Source organism: uncultured Campylobacter sp. (assembly GCF_938045625.1).
Taxonomy (GTDB): domain Bacteria; phylum Campylobacterota; class Campylobacteria; order Campylobacterales; family Campylobacteraceae; genus Campylobacter_A.
The window spans coordinates 1-22620 of record NZ_CALIAV010000022.1; the positions used below are offsets into that span (position 1 = coordinate 1).

27 protein-coding genes are annotated in these 22620 nt (G+C 46.0%); 12 read left to right on the top strand and 15 right to left on the bottom strand.

What is annotated here, in order from left to right; all coding sequences use genetic code 11:
• Window positions 1–244: 244 nt before the first annotated feature.
• From Q0386_RS01740 to Q0386_RS01770, 7 genes are all read left to right on the top strand, one after another.
• Entirely contained in the window at window positions 245–448 is a 204-nt protein-coding gene (locus Q0386_RS01740; protein ID WP_002949321.1) for a 4-oxalocrotonate tautomerase family protein, read from the top strand.
• Window positions 445–942: a thioredoxin-dependent thiol peroxidase gene (bcp, locus tag Q0386_RS01745; protein ID WP_295144267.1), complete on the top strand. Its 498-nt coding sequence runs from the start codon at window positions 445–447 to the stop codon at window positions 940–942. The genes Q0386_RS01740 and bcp overlap by 4 nt, the downstream gene beginning before the upstream one ends.
• Before the next feature lie 608 nt (window positions 943–1550).
• Window positions 1551–2165: a glycerol-3-phosphate 1-O-acyltransferase PlsY gene (gene plsY / locus Q0386_RS01750; RefSeq protein ID WP_299026188.1), complete on the top strand. Its 615-nt coding sequence runs from the start codon at window positions 1551–1553 to the stop codon at window positions 2163–2165.
• Entirely contained in the window at window positions 2162–2476 is a 315-nt protein-coding gene (locus tag Q0386_RS01755; RefSeq protein WP_299026191.1) for a dihydroneopterin aldolase, read from the top strand. The genes plsY and Q0386_RS01755 overlap by 4 nt, the downstream gene beginning before the upstream one ends.
• 73 nt (window positions 2477–2549) lie before the next feature.
• Complete coding sequence (gene hsrA / locus Q0386_RS01760; protein WP_002947350.1) at window positions 2550–3221, top strand: homeostatic response regulator transcription factor HsrA; 672 nt, start codon at window positions 2550–2552, stop codon at window positions 3219–3221.
• A 38-nt stretch (window positions 3222–3259) separates the two neighbouring features.
• The gene (locus tag Q0386_RS01765) at window positions 3260–4489 is read left to right on the top strand and encodes a HAMP domain-containing sensor histidine kinase (protein ID WP_299026194.1); all 1230 of its coding nucleotides are present in this window, start codon (window positions 3260–3262) and stop codon (window positions 4487–4489) included.
• Entirely contained in the window at window positions 4490–5938 is a 1449-nt protein-coding gene (locus tag Q0386_RS01770) for a Ppx/GppA phosphatase family protein (RefSeq protein WP_299026197.1), read from the top strand.
• Between the two features lies 1 nt (window position 5939).
• On the opposite strand, the gene Q0386_RS01775 is transcribed toward Q0386_RS01770, so the two are convergent.
• The 11 genes from Q0386_RS01775 to glmM form a co-directional block, all read right to left on the bottom strand.
• Window positions 5940–7133, bottom strand: a complete 1194-nt coding sequence (locus tag Q0386_RS01775) for a PD-(D/E)XK nuclease family protein (protein WP_299026200.1) — start codon at window positions 7131–7133, stop codon at window positions 5940–5942.
• A 15-nt stretch (window positions 7134–7148) separates the two neighbouring features.
• Entirely contained in the window at window positions 7149–8087 is a 939-nt protein-coding gene (locus tag Q0386_RS01780; RefSeq protein WP_299026203.1) for an excinuclease ABC subunit A, read from the bottom strand.
• Window positions 8084–8380, bottom strand: coding sequence for a flagellar motor switch protein FliN (gene fliN, locus Q0386_RS01785; protein WP_034957998.1), 297 nt, complete (start codon window positions 8378–8380; stop codon window positions 8084–8086). The genes Q0386_RS01780 and fliN overlap by 4 nt, the downstream gene beginning before the upstream one ends.
• Before the next feature lie 56 nt (window positions 8381–8436).
• A complete protein-coding gene (locus tag Q0386_RS01790; protein ID WP_299026311.1) occupies window positions 8437–8850 on the bottom strand; it encodes a chemotaxis protein CheX in 414 nt (137 codons plus the stop codon).
• A 65-nt stretch (window positions 8851–8915) separates the two neighbouring features.
• A complete protein-coding gene (gene trpA, locus Q0386_RS01795; protein ID WP_299026206.1) occupies window positions 8916–9665 on the bottom strand; it encodes a tryptophan synthase subunit alpha in 750 nt (249 codons plus the stop codon).
• Window positions 9658–10839: a tryptophan synthase subunit beta gene (gene trpB, locus Q0386_RS01800; protein ID WP_299026208.1), complete on the bottom strand. Its 1182-nt coding sequence runs from the start codon at window positions 10837–10839 to the stop codon at window positions 9658–9660. Before trpB ends, trpA begins: the two co-directional genes overlap by 8 nt.
• Window positions 10840–11013: 174 nt before the next feature.
• Window positions 11014–11613, bottom strand: a complete 600-nt coding sequence (locus Q0386_RS01805; protein WP_299026211.1) for a phosphoribosylanthranilate isomerase — start codon at window positions 11611–11613, stop codon at window positions 11014–11016.
• Entirely contained in the window at window positions 11610–13223 is a 1614-nt protein-coding gene (trpD, locus tag Q0386_RS01810) for an anthranilate phosphoribosyltransferase (protein ID WP_299026214.1), read from the bottom strand. The genes Q0386_RS01805 and trpD overlap by 4 nt, the downstream gene beginning before the upstream one ends.
• 265 nt (window positions 13224–13488) lie before the next feature.
• Complete coding sequence (locus tag Q0386_RS01815; RefSeq protein ID WP_299026217.1) at window positions 13489–13851, bottom strand: NINE protein; 363 nt, start codon at window positions 13849–13851, stop codon at window positions 13489–13491.
• Window positions 13841–14371, bottom strand: a complete 531-nt coding sequence (locus tag Q0386_RS01820; protein ID WP_299026220.1) for a signal peptidase II — start codon at window positions 14369–14371, stop codon at window positions 13841–13843. The genes Q0386_RS01815 and Q0386_RS01820 overlap by 11 nt, the downstream gene beginning before the upstream one ends.
• Window positions 14364–15707 carry a phosphoglucosamine mutase gene (gene glmM / locus Q0386_RS01825; RefSeq protein ID WP_299026223.1) on the bottom strand — a complete coding sequence of 448 codons (1344 nt, stop codon included), beginning with the start codon at window positions 15705–15707 and terminating at the stop codon, window positions 14364–14366. Before glmM ends, Q0386_RS01820 begins: the two co-directional genes overlap by 8 nt.
• A gap of 400 nt (window positions 15708–16107) precedes the next feature.
• On the opposite strand from glmM, the gene rpsT reads away from it, so the two are divergent.
• Both rpsT and prfA read left to right on the top strand, forming a co-directional pair.
• Window positions 16108–16374 (top strand): 30S ribosomal protein S20, encoded by a 267-nt coding sequence (rpsT, locus tag Q0386_RS01830; RefSeq protein ID WP_002949506.1) that lies wholly within the window; start codon window positions 16108–16110, stop codon window positions 16372–16374.
• 11 nt (window positions 16375–16385) lie between these two features.
• The gene (prfA, locus tag Q0386_RS01835) at window positions 16386–17453 is read left to right on the top strand and encodes a peptide chain release factor 1 (RefSeq protein ID WP_299026226.1); all 1068 of its coding nucleotides are present in this window, start codon (window positions 16386–16388) and stop codon (window positions 17451–17453) included.
• Between the two features lie 555 nt (window positions 17454–18008).
• On the opposite strand, the gene Q0386_RS01840 is transcribed toward prfA, so the two are convergent.
• From Q0386_RS01840 to Q0386_RS01850, 3 genes are read right to left on the bottom strand one after another with little or no spacing between them, the layout of a single operon-like run.
• Complete coding sequence (locus Q0386_RS01840) at window positions 18009–18410, bottom strand: sel1 repeat family protein (RefSeq protein WP_299026229.1); 402 nt, start codon at window positions 18408–18410, stop codon at window positions 18009–18011.
• Entirely contained in the window at window positions 18407–18661 is a 255-nt protein-coding gene (locus Q0386_RS01845; RefSeq protein WP_299026234.1) for a replication/maintenance protein RepL, read from the bottom strand. Before Q0386_RS01845 ends, Q0386_RS01840 begins: the two co-directional genes overlap by 4 nt.
• Window positions 18662–18671: 10 nt before the next feature.
• Window positions 18672–19340 (bottom strand): hypothetical protein, encoded by a 669-nt coding sequence (locus Q0386_RS01850; RefSeq protein WP_299026237.1) that lies wholly within the window; start codon window positions 19338–19340, stop codon window positions 18672–18674.
• Between the two features lie 94 nt (window positions 19341–19434).
• On the opposite strand from Q0386_RS01850, the gene Q0386_RS01855 reads away from it, so the two are divergent.
• On the top strand, window positions 19435–20205 hold the full coding sequence (locus Q0386_RS01855; RefSeq protein WP_299026241.1) for an exodeoxyribonuclease III: 771 nt from the start codon (window positions 19435–19437) through the stop codon (window positions 20203–20205).
• Between the two features lie 245 nt (window positions 20206–20450).
• Window positions 20451–20942 (top strand): hypothetical protein, encoded by a 492-nt coding sequence (locus Q0386_RS01860; RefSeq protein WP_299026243.1) that lies wholly within the window; start codon window positions 20451–20453, stop codon window positions 20940–20942.
• A 62-nt stretch (window positions 20943–21004) separates the two neighbouring features.
• Here the strand turns inward: Q0386_RS01860 and Q0386_RS01865 are convergent, their stop codons facing one another.
• Window positions 21005–21565: a manganese efflux pump MntP family protein gene (locus tag Q0386_RS01865; protein WP_299026244.1), complete on the bottom strand. Its 561-nt coding sequence runs from the start codon at window positions 21563–21565 to the stop codon at window positions 21005–21007.
• Between the two features lie 300 nt (window positions 21566–21865).
• On the opposite strand from Q0386_RS01865, the gene Q0386_RS01870 reads away from it, so the two are divergent.
• Complete coding sequence (locus tag Q0386_RS01870) at window positions 21866–22612, top strand: DUF4197 domain-containing protein (protein WP_299026247.1); 747 nt, start codon at window positions 21866–21868, stop codon at window positions 22610–22612.
• The last annotated feature ends 8 nt before the right edge of the window (window positions 22613–22620 follow it).

The window sequence follows — 22620 nt, forward strand, 5'->3', positions numbered from 1 at the left end:
GGCCGCAGCCAAAACGATAGAACCGAAAAAATTCTTACGCATATTCGCTCCTTTTGGGATAAATTTAGCTAATTTTACTACTATCAAATCACATAATAATCACAATAGCTTTAGATTTTACTTAAATATCAAATTTAAAGCTATATTTTAATATGAAGGCTTAAATTTTAACGCGCAAACGAGCTGGGCAACTGATTAAATTTTGATATAATTAGTCTCTATTTATCAAATTTAAGGAGAAAAAATGCCTTTCATAAACGTCAAAATGGCAGGCCCGGAGCCGACAAAAGAGCAAAAGCAAAAGCTGGTCGAGGAGATGACCGACACTATGGTGCGCGTGCTGGGCAAAAACCGCGAACGAGTGCAAATTTATATCGAGACATACGACGCAAGCTCGATAGGCTCGGGCGGCAAGACGCTTGAGGAGATCAGAAAGGAGCAAAAATGAGCGAATTTTCTAAAGAGGATTTGGAGCGAAAAATCACGCTAGTAGCGGGCGATACGGCGCCGGAGTTTAGCCTAGAAAACAGCGACGGCGTAAGCGTCAGCCTAAAAGACTTCGTCGGCAAAAACGTTGTGCTGTACTTTTATCCAAAGGACAACACCCCGGGTTGCACGACCGAAGCATGCGAATTTAGCGCGCTTTACGACGACTTTATAGCCAAAGACACCGTGATCGTGGGCGTTAGTCCCGATAGCGTCAAGTCGCACGCCGGCTTTGCGCAAAAACAGAGCCTAAAGCACATCCTGCTAAGCGATCCTACGCACGAAGTCGCCAAACTCTACGGCGTCTGGCAAGTGAAGAAAAATTACGGCAAAGAGTATCTGGGCATAGCGCGCTCGACCTTTGTGATCGGCAAAGACGGCAAGATCGCGAAGGTGTATAAGAGCGTGAAAGCCAAGGAGCATGCGGCAAAGGTTTTGGCCGATCTTGTGAAGTGATTGCGGCTTGTCTTTTTCCTTTATACTTCGCTTTGCTTCGTTACACTCGCAACTGCAAGCAGAAGGAAATTTCGCCGAAGCTCGGTTACATACTACTTGTATGCGCCCTCGCTCGGCTAATTTCCGCCTCGTCTAAAGAAAAAATACTTCACCTTACCGTTTTATACTCGAATTTGAAGTCAAATTTGCAAATTTGAGTCACTGAGACCCACATTTTAAACCTGCGACGCTTTGCTCGCAGAGCAAAGCAGTGTCGCCACCTCTAACGTGCAGTGGGGTTGGAGAGGGCTTGGGAGAGGAAGGGGCGACGCTTCGTAAGTAGAAACCCCTTCCTCTCCCAAAGAAAAGAGAAAGGTGGATACAAAAGGGGAGCTCTTTTGCTTTGGCGTTGCCTCGCAACTGCAAAGCAGAGCGTAATTTAAGCCCCTTCCTCCTTAACAAGAAAGACTAAAATCCAAATTTGACAAAACCAAATTTAGCATTTTTGCGGTGCAGGTCTCGGTGCGTAAAATTTACAAATTTACCGTCCTCCAAAACGACCGATTTATCAAAAAATCAGCCGAATTTAATTAATATTGCGAAATCGAAACAAAAATCAGGATGAAAAAATGAACGAAAATTTGATAGCTTACGCCGCGGCGTATCTGCTAGGCGGTATCCCCTCGGGCGTGATTTTGGCTTATATCTTCGGCGGAGTGAACATCAGAAGCGAAGGCAGCGGCAGTATCGGCGCGACGAACGTCTTGCGCGTGCTAAAACAAAAAGACCCCAAACTCGCTAAAAAAATCGCGATTTTGACCGTCGTTTGTGACGTTTTAAAGGGTGTTTTGCCGATACTGATCGCGAAATTTTTTGGCCTTGCTCCCGCGACGCTTTGGGCGATGGCGGTACTTTCAGTGCTTGGGCACTGCTATTCGCCGTTTTTGAAATTTGAAGGCGGCAAGGGCATAGCCACGGGAGCTGGCGTTTTGGCGGTATTTTTGCCTCTTGAGATCGCTATCGCGCTTGGAGTTTGGTTCGTCGTGGGCAAGCTGCTTAAAATCTCCTCGCTTGCCTCGCTAGCCGCGCTTGCGGCGTTTATCGTAGCGACTTTTGCGCTTCAGCCGCAGATTCCTGATATCGACTCCTATGCGCCGATATTTTTGATCGCGTTTTTGGTCGTTTACAAGCATCTGCCAAACATAAAACGCCTGATAACCGGGCAAGAAAAGCGCGTAATTTGACGACGATTATCAAAGATTACGAGTTTAGTACTATCATAGGACTGCTTGATTCTGAGCGCGTGACGCCGCAAAAGGTAAGAGTTAGCGCAGAGTTTGAAAGCGGCGAGTTTATAGACTACGTGGAAATGATAAATTTGATCGAGGAAATTTATGCGCGGGAGAAATTTGGCAGCGTGGAGAGCTCGCTTGAAATTTGCGCGAAAAAGTTGAAGGAAAAATTTAACTCGCTTAGCTTTTTGAAAATGGAAATTTTAAAAATCGAGATCGTCAAAAATGCGATGGTTGGCGCAAGAGCCGAGTTTAAATATTAAATTTTTTTTAAAGTATCTTGAAATCTTGCTTAATTTATGCTACAATCCCAACAAATTTCACTGAAGGGAAAAAATGAGAATTTTAATAGTTGAAGATGAGGTAACTCTAAACAAAACCATCGCCGAGGGCTTGCAAGAGTTCGGCTATCAGACCGACAGCTCGGAGAATTTCAAGGATGCCGAATACTACATCGGTATTAGAAATTACGATTTGGTTTTGACTGATTGGATGTTGCCTGACGGCGACGGCGTGGATCTAATCAACATCATCAAACACAAATCTCCGCGCACCGCAGTAGTCGTACTGTCTGCGAAAGACGATAAAGATAGCGAAGTTAAAGCATTTAGAGCGGGTGCGGACGACTATATCAAAAAGCCGTTTGATTTCGACGTTTTGGTAGCTAGAATCGAAGCGAGACTGCGCTTTGGCGGCACCAACGTTATCAAAATAGACGACCTCATCATCGATCCGGACGAGGAGAAAATCACCTATCTAGGCCAAGATATCGAGCTAAAAGGCAAGCCGTTTGAAGTACTAACTCACCTTGCGCGTCACAGCGACCAGATTGTTAGCAAAGAGCAGTTGCTAGATGCGATATGGGAGGAGCCTGAGCTTGTAACCCCAAACGTAATCGAAGTGGCGATAAATCAAATCCGCCAAAAAATGGATAAGCCGCTAAATATCTCGACTATCGAGACGGTCAGAAGACGCGGGTATAGATTTTGCTTTCCCAAAAAAGCCTAAGACTTAGGTTTATAGCGCAATTAGCATCGGCTTCTACGATGCTAATTCTCATCATCTCCGTCCTTTTATATCAGTATATCAAGGTTACGATTTACGAAAATATCTCCCAATCGCTCGCTTACGAAGCTAAAATTTTATCCACGAGCGCAAATTTATCTAAAGTAGAAAAACCGTTTGAATACTTCACGCTAAACGATAGTCCCACGAGGGCAAAGCTCGTTGAGGGCAAGACCGTATCGCCTTATTTCGTCACGGAAAGTGTCGGCCAAAAGACCCATTTGACGTTATTTTACCCGTATATGGACGATACTAGCATCGCGCTAACCAAAGACACCACCCATCAAAGCAAACTCGTAGATCAAATTTTAATCGATATCATCATAGTAAACGCTACGTCGATACTCCTGATTATTTTTTACGTGCTGTTTTTGTCGCGGATGCTGCTTGTGCCGATCAAAATTTTAAGCAGAAAAATGACGAATTTAAACGAGCGATTTTTGCAGACGGTGAGCCTTGACGAGCTACCGCCCGAGTTTAAGCCGCTAGGCAGAAGTCTAAACCGCTTAATCGAGCGTATTCAGACGTTCGTGCTTTATCAAAAAGAGCTTTTTGTCGGCGTCGCGCACGAGCTAAAAACGCCGCTTGCGGTGATGAAAACCAAAAATGAAGTCACGCTAATAAAGCCGCGCGAGAGCGAAAAATATATCGAAGCACTCAAAAACAACAACGAAGCGATCAATCAGATGAACAAAATGATCGGCTCGATCCTAGAGATTGGGCGGCAGGAGGGCGCGCAGTTTGAGGAGGCCGTGCGCATCGATATCATCGAGTTTTTAAATCAATCTGCGAATAATTTTAAAATTTTAGCTCGCGGCGAGGGCAAGGATATCGCGACTGATTTTGCGCCAAACAGACTTGAAATGACGCTGCAAACGACGCTTTTAACGCACGTTATCCAAAATTTCGTCCAAAATGCGATCAAATTTTCTCCTCGCGGCGCTGTGGTTACTCTACGCTCGCGCCTTAGCGAAAACGAATTTATCATCGAGGTCGTAGACGAGGGCTGCGGCATCGACGAGAGCAAGGATCTTTTTGCGCCGTTTAAGCGTTTTGGCGATAAGGGCGGAGTGGGACTTGGGCTATTTTTGGCTAAGGGCGCGGCTCAGGCTCTGGGCGGCTCGGTATCTATCAAAAACCGCACCGATGGGCGCAGCGGTGCGGTCTCGACCCTCACTCTAGCGATAAATAAAAATAATAAAGGCAAATAAATGGCAAAACGAACCGCCGTCATAGATCTAGGCTCAAATTCGATGCGAATGGCGATTTTTGAAAAGACTTCGCGTTACGCGTTTCACATCATCGGCGAATTTAAGATGAAGGTGCGTCTGGGCGAGGGCGCGTACGAACATGGCGGCGAGATCTCGGAAAAGTCCATGCAAAAGGCCTTCGAGGCGCTTAGCGAGTTTAAAAATATCGCAAAAAACTACAAATGCGCGAAAATTTTAGCCATGGGCACCTCGGCTCTGCGCGACGCCCCAAACGCCGGCCTGCTCATAAGTATGGCGCGCAAAGAGCTTGGGATAAATTTAAAGGTCGTTAGCGGCAAGGATGAAGCGACGTTTGGCGGCGTGGCGGCACTAAATTTGCTAGAACCCCTAGACGAGTTTGTCACGCTTGATATCGGTGGCGGTTCTGCCGAGCTAGCGCTTGTTAGCGGTGGCAAGATAACTGATGCCGTATCGTTAAATTTAGGCACCGTGCGGCTAAAGGAGCTATTTTTCGATAAGAAAAATTTAAACGCCGCAGCGCCCTTTATCAAAGAGGCGTTTAAAAGCTTGCCTAAAAACTTTAAAAGCAAAAATCTAGTCGCCATCGGAGGTAGCCTGCGCGCGATATCTTCAGCCATCATGTCGGCGCAAGACTATCCGCTAAAAACCGTGCATAACTTTGCCTACAAATTTCAAAACCACAAAAACTTCATCGAAAATCTCGCGCGAGCGAGCGTGCTTGAGCTCGGGAAATTTGGCATAAAAAAAGATCGCTTCGATACGATTAGAGAAGGCGCGCTCATATTTTTGGGCGCAGTGGATGCTGTGGGTGCGCAAAACATCTATACTAGCGGCGCGGGCTTTAGAGAGGGCGTGTTTTTGAGCGATATCTTGCGCCCGACGCGTAAATTTCCGCCGAACTTTAACCCGAGCGTGAGGAGTTTGCAGGATAGATTTTTACTAGACGATAACAAAACGATCGTGAAATACGCCAAAGATCTATTTGCCGCGCTAAAGCCGTTGCATGGGCTTGAGGGGCGATACGAGAGCGAGCTGGCTGTCGCTGCTAGATTGCATAGCGTGGCGCAGTGTTTGGGATTTTATGGCGAGCACGCTAGCTCGGCGTTTTTTGTGTTAAATGCCCTAAACTACGGCTTTTCGCATGCGCAAAAATGCCTGGTTGCCGCGATCATCGCACAAAACGGCAAGAAAACCTCGAGCGAATTTGAGCGATTTAAAAACCTGCTACCGAGCGAGGATGTCGTGCGCTGGCTGAGTTTTATTCTCGCGCTTGCTAAAAATCTCGATGCAAACTGCGTGCATAAGAAGCTGGAGTTTGAGTTTATCAACCATACTTTGCAAATTTACGGCGCCAAGGAGCTGTTTATGGCGAAGGAAAATATCAAAAAGATGACCAAGCCGGATACTTTTGCGATCTGTTTTGCGTGAACTAGGAAATTCCTAGTTCACTTTTGACTATATTATTAAAAATATTTATTTGCTCTTTAATAATGCCTACTAATTCTTCTGCCTTGGATTGAAGTTGATTTTCTGTAAAATTTTCTAGAGAATCTTCTTTTATTGGTTCGCATATATATGTAAATTGAGTGCTATTGTCTATTTTTAGGTTTTCTCTAATTTTTGACTGTATTTTTATAACTTTATCCTCTTTAATGCTATGATGATAGTATGATATTCTTAATACTTTGTGGTGTTTTCTGAGTTGTTTTTCTATTATTATAGATATAACTTTCGATGAAACTTCCGCCCATGATTTCTCAAATATCTTTTTCGCGATCAAATCGGTTCCATTGGTTTTAATATCGAAGACGTCGGTATTGTATTTTCTTATACCGCACTCCTCTAACTTATTAATAATTAGCCTGTACAATATATCTATGTTTGTTTCTCTATGGCTAATTAAAATTTCGAGTACTCTTTTATATTTTGGGTTATTCCAGACATCATCGCAAATAGCTTGCAATATATCGTCTTCCACGATATTTTCTCCTTTTAATAAATCAACATAACTTAATAAAATAATTTTTGCTTTTTCTGATATTGTTTGATTCTTATTCAATAAACTTTCTATGTTTTTGCTTACCATTTTGTATGTCGCTATTAGCCACCAGCCTCGCTCTGTCTCATCTGCAGGCAAGCGACCGTCTTTTGTCAAGAAAATATAAATTCTTTCAAAATCATTATATTTATCGTCAATAAATTTGCGATATTTGAGCAACTGTTCTTCGCCTTCATCCGCTTCAACCTTGTTTTCTATCGTTATGACAAGTTTATTATTTTCGTCAATTAGCAAAAGATCAATATTATCGCTTTCTCTAAAAACTCTTATATTTTTTTCTTGAATTTTTAGATATTTTTCTAAATTTTTGTAGCCTTCTGAAGTATTATCGCTATTTTCTAACGTAAATTTTAAAAATCCTTCTAAAATTTGATATTTTAGTCCGTGTTCATTATCTCCAAAAAGCCAAGCTAGGGTGTTTGAGTGTTTTATTTCTTGATTGCCAAGACCGGCAATTTCAAAGATATTAAAGTCCATTACGCTATTTTTGATAGCGTTAAATTTTTCTTGAGCCTCTTTATCGTTTATAAATTCTTTTAAAATTTCCAAATCGTTTTTGGACAAATTTATCTCCGATTTTTAGTCTATACTGGCCTTATCTTTATATGCATCAAGAGGTTGGCGGTTTTCGATGTAGGCGTTTAGCTTTTTTTGATTTTCCTCAAAAAAGCTCTGGAAGTCCTGCTCGCTTGTCATCTTTTCTTCGCCGAATTTATCCAAAAGTACGTTTGAGGCGCCCGTTAGCACTAGGTAGCGTCTGTCAAGGTGCTGAAAAAGCACGACTTTATTGACGCCGTCAAGCTGTTTTTCGTAGATTATCTCCACCTCTTCGTCTTTTTTTACCTTTTCAAACCAGTCGTTTTTTTGCTTTGTTTTAAATGCGTTTTGCTTATTTTTTAGTTTTGTTTTGATGAATAAGAGCGTGAGTAAAAGTAGCGCCAAAACGCCCAAAACCGAGTAATATCTATAATCGATCATATCGCTCATGCCCTGCGTCATAAAATTTACGTCGCCGTTTTGCGCGCTTAAATTTAGGCCGGCACCTTGAGCAGACGCGGTCAAATTTGATGCGTTTTGATCGCCGGATAAATTCGTCGCTTCGGTTATATTTTCTCTAGTTTCTTGTGGCGAGAGTGTTGTTGCGGCGGCTGAGTTCGCTGCATTTTCAGACGTCACGCGTATACGCAGGCCAAAGCCGTCGGTGGTTTTTGATGCGCTAACGGCTACTTGCGCGTCGCTTTTTATCACGAGGGCTAAATTTTGGCCCCTAGGCTCAAACAAAAGCTCTTGTAGTATGCTTGAGTTTACGCTTTTTTCGATATTTTGATCGTTTTGCAGGTCTGTAAAAAGCAGGGTTATCGCGCCGTCTTTGCGCTCTTGCAAGATCGCTCCGCTATAAGGTGCATCAAAGCTAAGCATGATATCGACGCGGTCGCTGCGCTCGTAGACGTTATATGTGGATAAATTTGAACCCCAAAGCGCTACGAAAAACAACAAAAGCGCGGCAAAAATCCTCATAGTTGCTCTCGTTTAAAGTACTGGATGACGGATTTTGAGTCGAGGATTTCATTTATCCTGATGGCGAGGTTTTTTTCGTAAACCATAACTTCGCCCTTGCCGAAAATTCGGTTGTTTATAAAAAGCTCCACGCTCTCGCCGGCAGGCTTTTCTAGGTCGATTACAGAGCCTACTTCGAGCTTTAAGAGCTGTTTTACGCTAATAGTCGTGGTGCCGAGCTCCGAGATAAAATCAACTCCGATATCCATCAACTCGTCGTAGCTTTTAAAAAGCCCGCCGCGCTCTTGCAACATCTCCTGAACCCCTTGCAGCGCCGTTTCTACGGCGGTTACTTCTTGTAGTTCTTCGCTCATGCTTTTTTATATCCTATTTGAAATGTTCTATTTTTGATTTTATAGACGCGCTTGTCGTCTAGTTTGACGTGAAAGCTCGTCCTGCCTAGATACTCGGGAGTGCCTAGTTTATAGGCGTTTGCTTCGCGTTCGTTGAGTAGATTTTTAGCGTAGCCGATCGTGAGATTTGCCACCTCTTTGCAGATGTCGCTTAGCTCGTCCTCAGCTAGTTTATCAACGCCAAGAAGCACGCTAGCAAAGCGATTTAGCGTATCTTTTTTAAAGTAAAGATAAAAGTGAAACTCCTCTTTGCCCTTAAAAATCGGCAAGCTCGAGCCGTAAAATTCCCCTTCCGCGCTCTTTGCGCTCTCTACCTTGTAGCCCAGGGTATCCTCGCACAGATGCTTGATCCCAAGCTCCGCAACGTCCATCATCGCGTCGTCCTTTAAACGAAATTTTTTGATTATACTTAAATTTAACGCAAACGCGGCTAAATTTAAAAAAGTTTATTGATTTGCTTTATCAGCTCTTCGCCCTCAAATTTGGCCGTGAGCTTTACTATCTCGGTGCCGATTATCGCGCCGTCGGCATAGGTTTTTACCTCGTCGGCATCGTTTTTATTTTTCACGCCAAAGCCTACCGCGACAGGCAGATCGCTTCTTTTTTTTAGACCCTCTACTAGCGCTTTTAGTCGCTCCTCGCTTGCTCGCTGCGAGCCGCTCACGCCGATAGCGCCCAGAGCATAGACAAATCCTGAGCCAAATTTTAAAATTTTATCCGCGCGGTTTTGCGACGTGACGCTGATTAGCGGTATGAGATCAAGGTCAAATTTAGCGCACAGCCCAGCTACCTCCTCGCTCTCCTCAAACGGCAGATCGGGGATGATAAAGCCTGCTATACCGACCTCTTTTGAGCGGGCGATAAAATTCTCTACGCCGTAAGCAAACACGATGTTAAAATACACGAGAAAAACGACGGGTTTATTTATCTTGCCTTTGCACTCTTCTAGCATGGAAAATATCGCGTCCGTATTTACGCCCTTTGCGGCGGTTTCAAAGCTGGCTTGCGCGATGAGTTTACCGTCTGCTAGTGGATCGGAGTAAGGGATGCCAAGCTCAAGTAGATCTAGGTAGCTGCCGTCTAAATTTAATAAAAACTCCTTCGTCGCCTTGGCGCTAGGATATCCGGCCACGACGTAGCCGATGTTTGCTTTTTTACCCGCGAACGCATCTTTTACCTTAGCCATAAATTTTTCCTTTCTCGTAGCTCATCACGGTGTTTATATCTTTGTCGCCGCGCCCCGAGACGTTTACGACGATGACGCTTTTTTTCGTCAAATTTGGACATAGCTTTTCTAAATACGCTAACGCGTGCGAGCTTTCGATCGCAGGTATGATGCCTTCTAGGCGGCTGGTTAGATATAGCGCGTTTATGCACTCGTCGTCGGTGACGCCGTAGTAGGCGACTCGTTTGCTCTCGTGGAGGTGCGCGTGCTCCGGTCCTACACCTGGATAGTCAAGTCCCGCCGAGATGCTATGCACCGGCTCGATCATGCCGTACTCGTCTTGCAAAACGATCGTTTTCATGCCGTGGATGATGCCTGTGCGGCCCTTGGTTAGCGTCGCGGCGTGATAGGGCGTGTGTGCGCCAAGCCCTGCTGCCTCGACTCCGATCAAATTTACGTCCGCGTCGCCCAAAAACGCGCTAAAGATACCGATCGCGTTGCTGCCGCCGCCGACGCAGGCGATGACGTAGTCCGGATGCACGCCGTATTCTTTTAGCTGGGCCTTGGTCTCGTGGCCGATGATACTCTGGAAGTCGCGCACGATCCTAGGATAGGGGTGCGGGCCAACTGCCGAGCCGATGACGTAAAAGGCGCTTTCTATCTCGTTTACCCACGCTTGGATCGCTGCGGTAGTGGCCTCTTTTAGGGTTTTTAGACCCTCTTCTACGCTCACGACTCTGGCGCCTAAAAGCTGCATGCGAAATGTGTTTAGCTGCTGACGCTCTACATCGGTCGCACCCATATATACGTCGCACTCAAGGCCGAGCAATGCCGCCGCGGTCGCAGTCGCTACGCCGTGCTGACCCGCGCCCGTCTCTGCTAAAACCTTCTTTTTGCCCATTTTTTTGGCTAGAAGCGCCTGGGCTAGGGCGTTATTTATCTTATGCGCGCCCGTGTGGTTTAGATCCTCGCGCTTTAGATAAATTTCATGCCCGTAGTGCGAGCTAAGGCGTTTTGCGTGATATAGCGGGCTTGGGCGTCCGACGTAGTTTTTTAGTAGATCGTCTAGCTCGGCCTCAAATTCAGCCGTTTTTACTATGCGCTCATATGCGTCCTCGAGCTCATCTAGCGCGAACATCACGGTTTCTGGCACGAACTGTCCGCCGAATTTGCCGAAATATGCTTTAGTGTTCATCGGTATCCTTTAAATTTTCGTTTATTTTAGCATTTTAAGTTTTTATTAGGCTTATTTGGGATGTGGTGCGGTCACACCAACCGGCAAGCGGGTAAAATGAGAAAATTTGAAACAAGCGATATTTTATTTAGGCAAGGCGGCAAAGGCGTAAATTTGCCTTCGCCGCAAGCAAATTTACGCCTTTATCAGCTCCAAAATTTTCTTTATTTTATCGGCCGATTTTATACCGTTTTCATCCTCGACTTTTGAGTTTAGATCGAGCACTCGCGGGTTAAATTTGACCGCTTCGCGCGCGTTGTGCTCGCCGATGCCACCCGCCATGCCAAAGTCAAATTTGACCTCCCGTAAAATCTCCCAATCAAAGCTAATGCCGTTGCCGCCTGCGTTTTCACCCTTGCAGTCAAAAAGCGGCATATCGCAAAGCGCTGTATCGACGGCTGGAAGTGCGTCTAGCACGCTATAAACGCGCCAAACCTCTAGCCCCATCGCCTTTAAATTTGCGTACAAATTTGAGCTAACCTCTCCGTGGATCTGCGCCGCGTCAAGCGGGACAAATTCGCAGATTTCCATTATCTCGCAGTCGCTTTGTCCGGCAAAAACGCCGACACATTTTTTGCCCGCCGCGTGTGCGATACTCACTATCTCGCGCGCCGTCTGAGCGCTTACTTGACGTTTGCTTTTGGCAAATATCGCACCCAAAAAATCTACGTCCAGGCTCGCCACCTCGCGCGCTTCCTCAGGCGTTTTGATACCGCAAATTTTAACCAGCGTCACGCTTTGCCTCGCACGTAGTCCTCGAAAAAGCGATAAACTTTACCGCTTTTTATCGCGTCTAAGATGACCTCTTTGGCCTGCGCTGGGCTATCAGCGACGCCTGCTGCATAGAGCGCAAACATCGCGTTTAGCACGACTATGTCAAATTTCGGTCCGCTAATCTCGCCTTTTAAAATTTGCTTTAAAATTTCGGCGTTTTGCTCAGGCGTGCCACCCTCGATCTCGCTGTGAAACGCCCGTCTAAAACCAAACTGCTCGGGCGTGATGCTGTACTCGCTGGTCTGGCCACCGCGTAGCTCTACGACGCGCGTCTCATCGCACAGGCTAATCTCGTCTAGTCCGTCCTCGCCGCGAACTACCAGCGCTCGCTCGCGTCCCAGCAGCTGCAGCGTCTCGGCGTAGAGGCGTAAAACCGGCTTATGATAGACGCCCACGAGCTGATTTTTGAGCGCCAAATTTGGATTTAGCAGCGGGCCAAGTACGTTAAAAACCGTGCGGATGCCTAGGCGCTGACGCACTTCGCGCACTTCGCCAACTAACGGATGGAAAAACGGTGCGTGGAAAAAGGCTAAATTTTTATCGTTTAGCAGCTCGCGTTGTCGTAGGAGCGAATTTGAGCTCTTAACGCCCAAAATTTCCAGCACGTCTGAGCTGCCTGATTTGCTAGAAACGGCTTTGTTTCCGTGCTTTGCGACCTTGACGCCAAGGCTCGCTAAGATAAATGCGACGGTCGTTGATATATTTATCGTCTTAAAGCCGTCGCCGCCCGTGCCGCAAAGATCGATCATCGGCGAAGGATCGCGGTAGGTCTGCGAGTATTTTAGGATGTTTTTGGCGAGGCTTGCGAGGCTTTGCGGATAGAGGCTTTTTTCGCTGATCAGCACCAAAAGCGCGGCTAGCTGCGTGATCTCGTACTCTTTGCTCGCGATGATTTCGCAAATTTGCTCAAAGTCGCGGTCGTCTAGGCGTTCGTTTTCTTGAAGCTTGATTAGAAACGGCTTGAGCGGGCGGATTTTGGGCTCTTTGGCGACGTCTGCCACAGGCGCGGCTTCGTAGTTGATGAAATTTTCGATGATTTTTTTGCCGTACTGCGTGAAGTAGCTCTCTGGATGAAATTGGATACCAAAAATCGGCCTGTCTCTCACGCTAAGAGCCATCACTACGCCGTCCTCGCTCACGGCAGCGGCCTGCAAATTTGACGGTAGCTCATCCACGTAAAGCGAGTGGTAGCGCATGACCTCAAATTCATCCGGCAGCCCCGTAAACAGCGGCTCTTTGCGGCTAACTTTTATGAGCGAAGTTTTGCCGTGATAGGGCCTTTCTAGGCGTTTGATTTTGGCGCTGTAAACGAGCCCGATCGCCTGATGTCCGAGGCAGATACCAAGGATCGGCGCGGTGATGTCGCTTTTTAAAATCTCTAGGCAAATGCCGCTATCTTGCGGGTGTTTCGGTCCCGGGCTTAGCACGATTTTGCTCGGATTTAGCCTGCGGATTTCATCCAGAGTGATCTTGTCGTTGCGCACGCAGCGTACTTCTTCGTCGGTTAGCTCGCGTAGGTACTGCTCCACGTTGAAAACGAAGCTGTCATAATTATCTATCAATAAAATCATTTCTTTCCTTTTAAACGGCTTGTCTCGCGAGCGCTTTTTGTGGATTTCGTTAAAATTTGACTCGATAGGCTATATGCCTTATCTTCGTCAAATTTTAACTTCAAAACCCCAAAAATCATCTCAAAATCCTACGCCTTATCATTTTACGTTCAAATTTTGAAGTCAAATTTGCAAATTTGATTCACCGAGACCCGTACCTTGAAAATGCTAAATTTGGCCGTTTGCGATTAGAAAATCGATCAAATTCTCGTAAATTTACCGAGCCTCACCCTAGCAAAATTTCCTTCCTCGCTTCAAATTCCTCTTTACTTATCGCGCCGCTCTCATAAAGCTCATAGAGTCGTCTTAGCCGCTCTTCGAGGTCTTGCGCGCGCAGTTTGTCTTTTAGCGCTTCTTTTTTCTGATTTTTCTCGACGGCCGCGCCGGTTAAGCGCAGATCAAAGAGCCACCACGCGCCCCAAAGCGCCCAAAATACGTAGCCGACAAGCGCCCACGCTAGGCTATATCCGATGAAAAACAGCACCATCATCGCAAATCCGCTCACGAATTTACCCAGATAAAATCTGTGCCCGCCAAACCAGCCCGTAAGCAGCCAAAGCGCGTAGGCTATATAAACGTTATCGCCCATTTTTAGCACCTTTTCGCCCCGCGGCAAAGCTTTGCCAGAGTATGAGTACGACCCCGACGTCGATCATAACGTCGGCGAGGTTAAAGATCGCAAACTCAAACCACTTGTGCCAGTAGACGTAGTCGACGACGCCACCGTGAACGAAGCGATCGAGCAAATTTGAACTGCCCGCGCCCAGGATTATACCCGCTCCTAGCGCATGCTCCTCTAAAATTTCCTTTTTTTCGCCGTTTGCGCTTAAATTTGGCTCCATTTTTGCCACAGCCCGCGCGTCAAATTTACGCTTTAACCTCCAAAGCAGATAGCCGCAAACGCCCGCGATCAACGCCAGCTGGATAAATTTTAGCCATTCTCTCAGAAACGCGAACATCGAAAACGCTACGCCTCGGTTGTAAGCAAGCACTAGCGAAAAGTACTCGCCCTGCCACGAAAAACCGCCCAAAAATATCTGCTTGACCGCCTGATCGAGCGCGAAAACGATAAAAAACGCCGCAAAAAAAACGCCTAAAATTTTAGCCATTTAGAGCTTTTAGGAAAAATTTCTCGACCTCGTCCATGCGGGTTTTTAGTGCGTCGGCGCACTTGCCCTCGAGTAAAAGCCTGATGAGGTTTTCGGTGCCCGAGTAGCGAAATAGCGAGCGGATGCCCTCTTTTGTGAGGCTTGCTTCAAGCTCTTTTAGCCCCGCGATGCTTTCAAGCGGCTTTTTCTCGGTTATCTTTAAATTTAGCAAAATTTGCGGATACGGTTTTATCTCGCTTAAAATTTCGCTCGCTTTTTTGTCTTTTTTTAGCACCAGTGCCGCAAACTGCAGCGCCGCCACGAGTCCGTCGCCCGTCTTTGCGTAGTCGCTAAATATGATGTGACCGCTCTGTTCGCCGCCGAAATTCGTGCCGTTTTCTTTCATCTTTTCAAGCACGTATTTGTCGCCGACGTTTGCGCGCAGGAGCTTGATTTTGTGGGATTTTAGATAGTCTTCGAGCGCCGCGTTGCTCATCACTGTAGCCACGACTGCGCCGCCTTTTAGGGCTTTGTTTTCTTGTAAAAATGCCGCCATGACGCCTAGCAAACTATCGCCGTTTGCCACCTCGCCGCACTCGTCGACAACCACGAGTCTATCGGCGTCGCCGTCAAATGCAAAGCCTAAATCCGCCCGTAATCGCACGACTTCGGAGGCTAAATTTTGTGGATAGAGCGCGCCGCAGTTTAGGTTTATGTTGCTACCGTTTGGTTCGTCGTTTATGACGATGGTTTCAGCTCCTAGCTCGCTAAAGATAGTCGGAGCGACCTTGTACGCAGCGCCGTTTGCGACGTCTAGAACTACGCGCAATCCGTGCAAGCTGAGGTTTTTAGGAAATGAGTTTTTGATCTGTACGATATAGCGGCCGATAACGTCGTCGATACGCTTTGCCGCGCCGATTTCTAGCATCTGCTTTTGCGATCTCTCGATGAGCGCGTCGTCGAAGTAAATCTTTTCTATCTGCGCTTCGGCCTCTTCGCTCAGTTTATTGCCTTCGCTGTCAAAAAATTTGATACCGTTATCGTAGTACGGGTTGTGCGAGGCGCTGATCATGATGCCCGCGTCGCAGCGCATATCTTCGGTGAGAAACGCGATCGCAGGAGTAGGCATCGGGCCGATCTGACGGACGTTGTAGCCTACGGCCGTGAGCCCCGCGACGATGGCGGTCTCGATCATGTAGCCGCTTTTGCGCGTGTCTTTGCCTAGTAAAATAGTGTTTGTGTGCGACGCAAACTGCCTAAAATATATCCCCGCAGCCATAGCAAGGCGCATGGATGTTGCGGCGGAGAGTTTTTCGCCGGCTTTGCCGCGGACGCCGTCGGTACCGAATAGTTTCATTATTTTTCCTTTTATAGCTTATATCGGCTTGTCTTTTGAGCGTCTTTATAGAAACCCCGCCTGTGGCGTCGCTACGCTGGTTTTGAATGAGTTTAAAATTTTCGCCCTGCGGCAGACTACCTTTGCTTCGCTTTGCTCGCAACTGCAAGCAGAGGTCTAGCCTTGGGACGAAAATTTCCGCACAACTTCAAATCCATCTCAAAATACTGCGCCGCAGAATTTGCCAGACAGCTTTTTGCTTGGCAAATTCCATAAATTTATTAAATTTCCGACCTATTTTATCAAAAAATATCCAAATTTAAGTTGTAAATTTCCTCGCTTTAAATTTTACTTAAATTAAGCGGATTTTAAAACTGATTTTTATATAATCACGGACTAAAATTATGACAAAAGGGACATTATGGCAAACCATAAATCTTCTGAAAAAAGAGCCAGACAGACTATCAAAAGGACTGAAAGAAACAGATTTTACCGCACTAGGCTTAAAAATATCACTAAAGCCGTGCGCGTAGCCGTTGAGGCAGGCGATAAAGAAGCCGCGCTAAACGCGTTTAAAGTGGCAAACAAAGATTTCCACAGCTTCGTTAGCAAGGGTTTTTTGAAAAAACAAACAGCTTCTCGCCGCGTAGGACGCCTCGCAAAACTCGTAAACAAACTATCTGCTTAATCTAAATTTTAATGTTAGCCGACAAACTGCAGCCTTTTTTGGATCGCTACGACGAGCTCTCTCGTCTACTTAGCGATCCGTCTATCACAAACGATATCGCAAATATGACCAAGCTCTCAAAAGAGCAATCAAATTTAGAAGATATCGCTTCGGCTGCAAAGTCCTATCTGCAAACTCTCACGGACATCGAGGAAAACAAGGCCCTGCTCGATGACGCCGAGCTTGGCGAGCTAGCCAAAGAGGAACTCAAAAATCTCGAATCCCAAAAAGAAAATCTCGAAGAAGAGATTAAAATTTTACTCCTTCCAAAAGATCCTAACGACGATAAAAACGTATTTTTAGAGATCCGCGCGGGCACCGGCGGAGACGAAGCGGCGCTTTTTGCGGGCGATTTGTTTAACGCCTACGCCAGATACGCCGAACTTCGCGGGTATAAATTCGAGATCGTGAGCCAAAGCGAGGGCAACACGGGCGGCTTTAAAGAGATTATTTTGCTGATAAAGGGCAAGGGGGCGTACTCGAGGCTCAAATTTGAGGGCGGCACCCACCGCGTCCAGCGCGTGCCCGAGACCGAAAGCCAAGGCCGCGTGCATACCTCGGCCGTCACCGTCGCTATCATGCCCGAGGTTGAAGATAGCGAGATCGAGATAAATCCAAACGACCTTCGCATCGACGTTATGCGCAGCTCGGGCCACGGCGGACAGTCGGTAAATACGACGGACTCGGCGGTGCGTATCACTCATATCCCGACGGGCATAGTCGTAACAAACCAAGACGGAAAAAGCCAGCACAAAAACAAAGAAGCCGCGATGAAGGTGCTAAAAGCGCGCCTTTATGAGATACAAGAAGAGGAACGCCTAGCCAAAGAAACCAGCGAGCGCAAAAGCCAAGTCGGCACGGGCGACCGCTCGGGGCGTATCCGCACCTACAACTTCCCGCAAAACCGTATCAGCGACCACCGCATAAATTTGACGCTTTACCGCCTCGACGCGATAATGGCGGCTGGGCTTTTCGACGAGATTATCGAGCCTCTCATCGCGCATTATCAAGCCGAAGCGATATCGGACGCCGATCTGTAAATTTGAAAATTCACTCAAAATTTCGGCATTTTCAATACGGCATTTTCGTTAAATTTGGATGCAAATTTTGCTGCAGACGGAGTCGTCATGCAAGTTAAATTTGAGAACAACTTATCTTCGCGTTTTAGGTAAAAATCTCTGAAAAATAGTTGTCAATTCGGATCTGTTTTTTTAAATTTAGCTTTAAAAATATCAAATAAAAAACCAAGCCGAAATATATAAACCGATAAATTTTTAGTCGCCTATAACCCGTCCAAATTTATCAAATTTTTAGCCCGCCACGCCGTCAATATGTAAAACAAAAACTGTTTGTCAAAGTCAATCGGCGCTCGAAATCGGGTTTTATTAAAATAGCAAAACCCATAAATTTCTCAAATTTAATAAACAGAAACAAGGCGTCTAATTTATTGCAAGCGGCTTTATAAAAAATTTGAGCGAAGTTTTACGGCAAACTATTCAAATTTAGTGACTAGAAATAATTTAAAATTTCACGCCGAAACTAAATTTAACATCGCGCCGCGTATCCGTCATGCGCAAAACCCGTCCAAAACAGCTTCACTTCGCTAATTCAAGTATATTGCACGCACGTTTGGAGCCCAGATCGCAGGCTTTTTTGAGACGCTCGCCCGATAGCTCAAAGCTCCGCTGCGCGACGTCGCCTTTTAGATAAAACACCGACTCCTCGTAGCAGCTCTCCGCACTCCCAGCGGCGCAGGCGTCTTTATAGATCGCAAAGGCTTTTGCGCCATCCTTGTAGCCCGTTAGCCCCTTGGCGTAAAACTCCGCGGCAAAGTAGCAAGCCAGCGCATCGCCGCCCGAGCAACTTTTTTCTAGCGCAGCGAGCGTTTTTTCACAGCTTGCGGCGTCGCCTTTGTTGATGCAGGCATTTAGCCCAGCTTCGTCTATCGCGGCATTTGAGAGCACAACTGCAGCGGCTAGTATCCAAATTTTTCTCATTTTTTATCTAGTTCCTTTAAATTTTTAAATCTATAAATCCCGTTTTTCACACGCTCGAAAATTTTGCGATTTTCAAGCAGCCTGATAGTCTGCGTGACGGTGGGCTTGCTGGCACTCGTCAGCTCGCAGATATCTGAAATTTTAACGGTTATGAAGCCGTTTTCGTCGGCATTTTGGGCTAAAAATAAGATGATTTCCAACTTTTTCTCGCCCAAAATTTGACCGAAAATCTCCCTCTCTAGCTCCGTCATCGCGCTAAATTTACTTGTATTCTAGTAGTTTAAAGTATTTTTTCGCGACGGGATCGAGAAAAAAGGCATCGTATTTATCGCCCGGGTCATTTCCCATAAGTTCCGGTCTCATGTTGTATTTATACATTTCTCGACCTTTTTCATTTTCGTCTTCGTGGTATACGTAAAACGCGCCGTCTAGGACGACTTGTCCAAATTTACATTTTTTGCTCTCGCTTTCTTCGTTAGTCCATTCGTATTCCCATTTGTATATTTGCCCAAAATTTGAATTTCCGACTTTTAAAAATATATTTTTGAGATGATTGCTGTTAGGCTCGTCCAGCATTAGTTCGCCGTATTCTATGCCGGTGTTTACATCTCCGTCATACCCTTCGCCAAAGTCGTAATTTTTTCCTACGTAGGTTATTTTACTGCCGTCTGCCGTAACGAAACTTTCGCCCAGATGACTATAGTTTTCGTCCTCTTTGCGCTTGGTCGCCTCGGCTTCTACGTATTGCATGCTGTTTTCATTGGCGCAGTAACTTAGTTTTAGCTTTACGATATCGTTTTTATTCTTTTTTAAAAACGATTTTAGCGCGTGCATAGACTTGACGTCTGACAAAAATATCTCGGCGCTATCTACCTCTTTGGCGCCTAAAAACGCGGCAAGCGCAAGCGATAAAACGATGATTTTTTTCATTTTTTACTCCTTAAAATGATCCTAATTTTACTAAATTTTAGCTTATTTTACGGCTCTTGCGATAAAATACGCCAAATTTAATAAAGGATAAAATTTGAAGTTAATCAGCTGGAACGTAAACGGGCTGCGCGCGGTCGCCGCTAAAGACGGTTTTGCTTGGCTAGAGCAGCATAGACCCGATTTTTTGGGCCTTCAGGAGATTAAGGTGCGCGAGAGCGACGTGCCTGCGGAGATCTACAAGCTCGGATTTAACGAAATCAGCGTAAATTCGGCAGCAAGAGCCGGGTACTCGGGCGTGATGAGTCTGGCCAAATTTGGCTCCGCTACGCAAAAGGCGGCGTTTTTTGACGACGACGAGGGACGGGTTTTGGAGCATAGATTCGGCAACGTCGTACTTTTTAACATCTACTTTCCAAACGGCCAAAAAGACGACGCGCGCCTAGCCTACAAGATGGATTTTTACGCTAAATTTCTAGCCTACATCCAGGAGCTCGTAAAACAGGGCAAGGACGTGATATTTTGCGGCGACGTGAACACCGCGCACCGCGAGATCGACCTCAAAAACCCAAAGGCAAACGCCAAAACCTCGGGCTTTTTGCCTATCGAGCGCGCATGGCTGGACGAGGTCGTCGCATGCGGCTTTATCGACACCTTTCGGCACGTCCGCGGCGACGCGGCGGACGCGTATTCGTGGTGGAGCTACCGCTTTAACGCCCGCGCCAAAAACGTCGGCTGGAGGATCGATTATTTTTTCATTTCAGCAAGCCTCAAAGACCGCTTAAAAGACGCGTTTATCCTGAAGGGTATCACGGGCTCTGACCACTGCCCCGTCGGCATCGAGATCGATTTGGAGGGGCTTATTTAAATTTTTTAGCGGCGCGGGTTAAATTCGAGCTAAATTTACGCTTTTACGGCAGGTGATTTTGGGTCAAATTTGACTCGTCGCGCGATTTGCCAAATTTAAGTCCAAATTTTGCGCCCGCTTTTAAAAACCAAACGCTTAAATTTAAGCCGCGATATATGCGTATATAATTATAATATATAACGAAAAAAGCGACAAACAGGCGAGCCTAAAGGCTTTTACGTAATCAAATTTAAAGGAAAAACATGATGAACAAAACTATCTTATCGGCTATTTTAGCAGGAGCTACCCTTTTAACACTAAGCGGTTGTTTTGATTCGGGAGCTAGCGGAAATAAAGAAACCAAAGTCGATAAACCTAGCGGAAAGATAGCAAAGAGCCTAAAAGAAGTTTGCGATAATCCAAATACTAAATATGACGCTTTAGTAGCAGATTTAAAAGTAAAAATGCTTAAAGATGATAATAAAGGCAATAAATGGGTTTTCTTTTATGATCAAAATAACCAAGACTTTAAAATTACGGCAAGAACAACAACAACAAATTATCAAATTCAACATCTAGTTATTCCACAAATAGAATTTTTAAACGTTCATTTAGAAATGCAAGAACCTGAATGCAGAAACGAATCAAATCCGTATAAAGAAAAAATACTGAAAGATAAAGACATAACGCACAAAGAGGCGGCAGAATATGAAAAAGTAATTTCGGTAGGAAACATAATACAAATAAAAAAAATATAGTTTATATAAAAATAGGAAATTTATGCAAGAAAAACGGCGCTTAGCGCGAGGCGCCGTTAAATTTAGCTCAAAAACCCATGATTCAAAAGGTGCGTGATTAGGATTTTAAAACCAAGTGCGATGAGGATCGCGCCGCCTAAAATCAGCGCCTTTTGCTCCAAAAACTCTCCCGCAAATTTACCGACGTAAAACGCCGCGACGCTAAGCGCAAAGCAAACTACTCCGATCACGGCGGCGCTAAAGTAGATATCCGCAGCCGTAAAGCTAAGCGTCACGCCCACGGCTAGCGCGTCGATGCTGGTGGCAAATCCGCCGCAAAGTAGCATCTTTGTATCGAGGCTCACGGCCTGCGCGGGCTCGTTTCTACAGGCTTCGCGGGTCATCTTTACGCCCAAAAAACCCAAAATCGCAAACGCGATAAAATGATCGATCTGCGCGATAAATCTAGCAAACGCCGCGCCCAAAAAATAGCCTGCAAGCGGCATCGCCGCCTGAAAAAATCCAAAAACAAACGCGATAAATAAAATCTTTGATAGCGCGAGATTGCGGTATTTCGCGCCGTTTGCGATGCTAAGCGCCGCCGCGTCCATAGCAAGCGCGATAGAGAGAAGTAAAAGCTCCATTTCGTCCTTTCAAAAAGGCTAATTTTAGCTTAAAATTTACTTCTTGCGGCTAATCTCGCTCAAATTTGCGGCTAAATTTGACGTCTGAAATTTGGAGCCAAACAGACGAGCGCGCCGTATAAATTTGCGCTTAAATTTAGCTCTTAAATCACGGCTCAAATTTTGCATTTTAAATTTGCAAATTTAGCCCTCCGTGCCGTAAAGATGCGGGTAAATTCGCCCTAAAAAGGCCCAAATTTACCCGTTTAAAAGCTGAAATTTAATATCATAACCGCCGAATTTTACTTTAAGGAAAAAACGATGAAGAAAAGTTTGATCTTATGCGCGGTTTTGCTCGCCGTTTCGGCTCAGGCTAATTGGCAAGAGACGCTAAACCAAGGCGCGCAGATACTGGGTGCGGCAAACTCGGGCGACTATAAAAGCGCGGTCAGCTCGGCTCTAAATGCGGCCGTTAAGGAGCTGTCAAACGGGGGATTTTTAAAAAACGCCACGGCTAAAATCCCGCTACCAAAGAGCCTAGAAACGGCGGCAAATTTGGCTAAAAAAGTGGGCGGCGAAAAGTGGGCCAACGAGCTAGTAACCTCGATAAATAACGCGGCAAGCGCGGCCGTGCCGGGAGCTGCGGACGTATTTTCGGGTGTGATAAAAAACATGAGCGACGCGGACGTGAAAAAGGTGCTAGAAGGCGGCAAGGACAGCTTTACGAAGTTTTTGCAACAAAACTCGAGCCAGAAGCTGCAAGCCGTATTTAAGCCGATCATCACCAAAATGATGAGCGACAATACCTTTGCCACGGCGTATAACGGGCTAAATTCATTCGTCGCGGGCAGCGCGCTGGCAAAATCAGACGCCGCAAAGCAGCTAAAAGGCATCGCTACTAGCATGGGCGCGGGCGAATACATCCCGCAAGAAGACGAGGATCTAAACGGCTATATCACGCGCAAGACGCTAGACGGGCTCTTTAACGTGATGAGCGAGAAGGAAAGCTCGCTAAGGGGCGGCGCCGTGGAGCAGGGCACGAAAATTCTGCAGGGAATTTTCAAGTAAAATAAGGG

Bases quoted from the DNA above. Each gene is read 5' to 3' on its own strand.
- Q0386_RS01740 (WP_002949321.1), top strand. From the start codon at position 245: ATGCCTTTCATAAACGTCAAAATGGCAGGCCCGGAGCCGACAAAAGAG.
- bcp (WP_295144267.1), top strand. From the start codon at position 445: ATGAGCGAATTTTCTAAAGAGGATTTGGAGCGAAAAATCACGCTAGTA.
- plsY (WP_299026188.1), top strand. From the start codon at position 1,551: ATGAACGAAAATTTGATAGCTTACGCCGCGGCGTATCTGCTAGGCGGT.
- hsrA (WP_002947350.1), top strand. From the start codon at position 2,550: ATGAGAATTTTAATAGTTGAAGATGAGGTAACTCTAAACAAAACCATC.
- Q0386_RS01765 (WP_299026194.1), top strand. From the start codon at position 3,260: ATGCTAATTCTCATCATCTCCGTCCTTTTATATCAGTATATCAAGGTT.
- Q0386_RS01770 (WP_299026197.1), top strand. From the start codon at position 4,490: ATGGCAAAACGAACCGCCGTCATAGATCTAGGCTCAAATTCGATGCGA.
- Q0386_RS01780 (WP_299026203.1), bottom strand. From the start codon at position 8,087: ATGAGGATTTTTGCCGCGCTTTTGTTGTTTTTCGTAGCGCTTTGGGGT.
- fliN (WP_034957998.1), bottom strand. From the start codon at position 8,380: ATGTTGCAAGAGCGCGGCGGGCTTTTTAAAAGCTACGACGAGTTGATG.
- Q0386_RS01790 (WP_299026311.1), bottom strand. From the start codon at position 8,850: ATGGACGTTGCGGAGCTTGGGATCAAGCATCTGTGCGAGGATACCCTG.
- trpA (WP_299026206.1), bottom strand. From the start codon at position 9,665: ATGGCTAAGGTAAAAGATGCGTTCGCGGGTAAAAAAGCAAACATCGGC.
- trpB (WP_299026208.1), bottom strand. From the start codon at position 10,839: ATGAACACTAAAGCATATTTCGGCAAATTCGGCGGACAGTTCGTGCCA.
- trpD (WP_299026214.1), bottom strand. From the start codon at position 13,223: ATGATTTTATTGATAGATAATTATGACAGCTTCGTTTTCAACGTGGAG.
- Q0386_RS01815 (WP_299026217.1), bottom strand. From the start codon at position 13,851: ATGGGCGATAACGTTTATATAGCCTACGCGCTTTGGCTGCTTACGGGC.
- Q0386_RS01820 (WP_299026220.1), bottom strand. From the start codon at position 14,371: ATGGCTAAAATTTTAGGCGTTTTTTTTGCGGCGTTTTTTATCGTTTTC.
- glmM (WP_299026223.1), bottom strand. From the start codon at position 15,707: ATGAAACTATTCGGTACCGACGGCGTCCGCGGCAAAGCCGGCGAAAAA.
- rpsT (WP_002949506.1), top strand. From the start codon at position 16,108: ATGGCAAACCATAAATCTTCTGAAAAAAGAGCCAGACAGACTATCAAA.
- prfA (WP_299026226.1), top strand. From the start codon at position 16,386: ATGTTAGCCGACAAACTGCAGCCTTTTTTGGATCGCTACGACGAGCTC.
- Q0386_RS01840 (WP_299026229.1), bottom strand. From the start codon at position 18,410: ATGAGAAAAATTTGGATACTAGCCGCTGCAGTTGTGCTCTCAAATGCC.
- Q0386_RS01845 (WP_299026234.1), bottom strand. From the start codon at position 18,661: ATGACGGAGCTAGAGAGGGAGATTTTCGGTCAAATTTTGGGCGAGAAA.
- Q0386_RS01850 (WP_299026237.1), bottom strand. From the start codon at position 19,340: ATGAAAAAAATCATCGTTTTATCGCTTGCGCTTGCCGCGTTTTTAGGC.
- Q0386_RS01860 (WP_299026243.1), top strand. From the start codon at position 20,451: ATGAACAAAACTATCTTATCGGCTATTTTAGCAGGAGCTACCCTTTTA.
- Q0386_RS01865 (WP_299026244.1), bottom strand. From the start codon at position 21,565: ATGGAGCTTTTACTTCTCTCTATCGCGCTTGCTATGGACGCGGCGGCG.
- Q0386_RS01870 (WP_299026247.1), top strand. From the start codon at position 21,866: ATGAAGAAAAGTTTGATCTTATGCGCGGTTTTGCTCGCCGTTTCGGCT.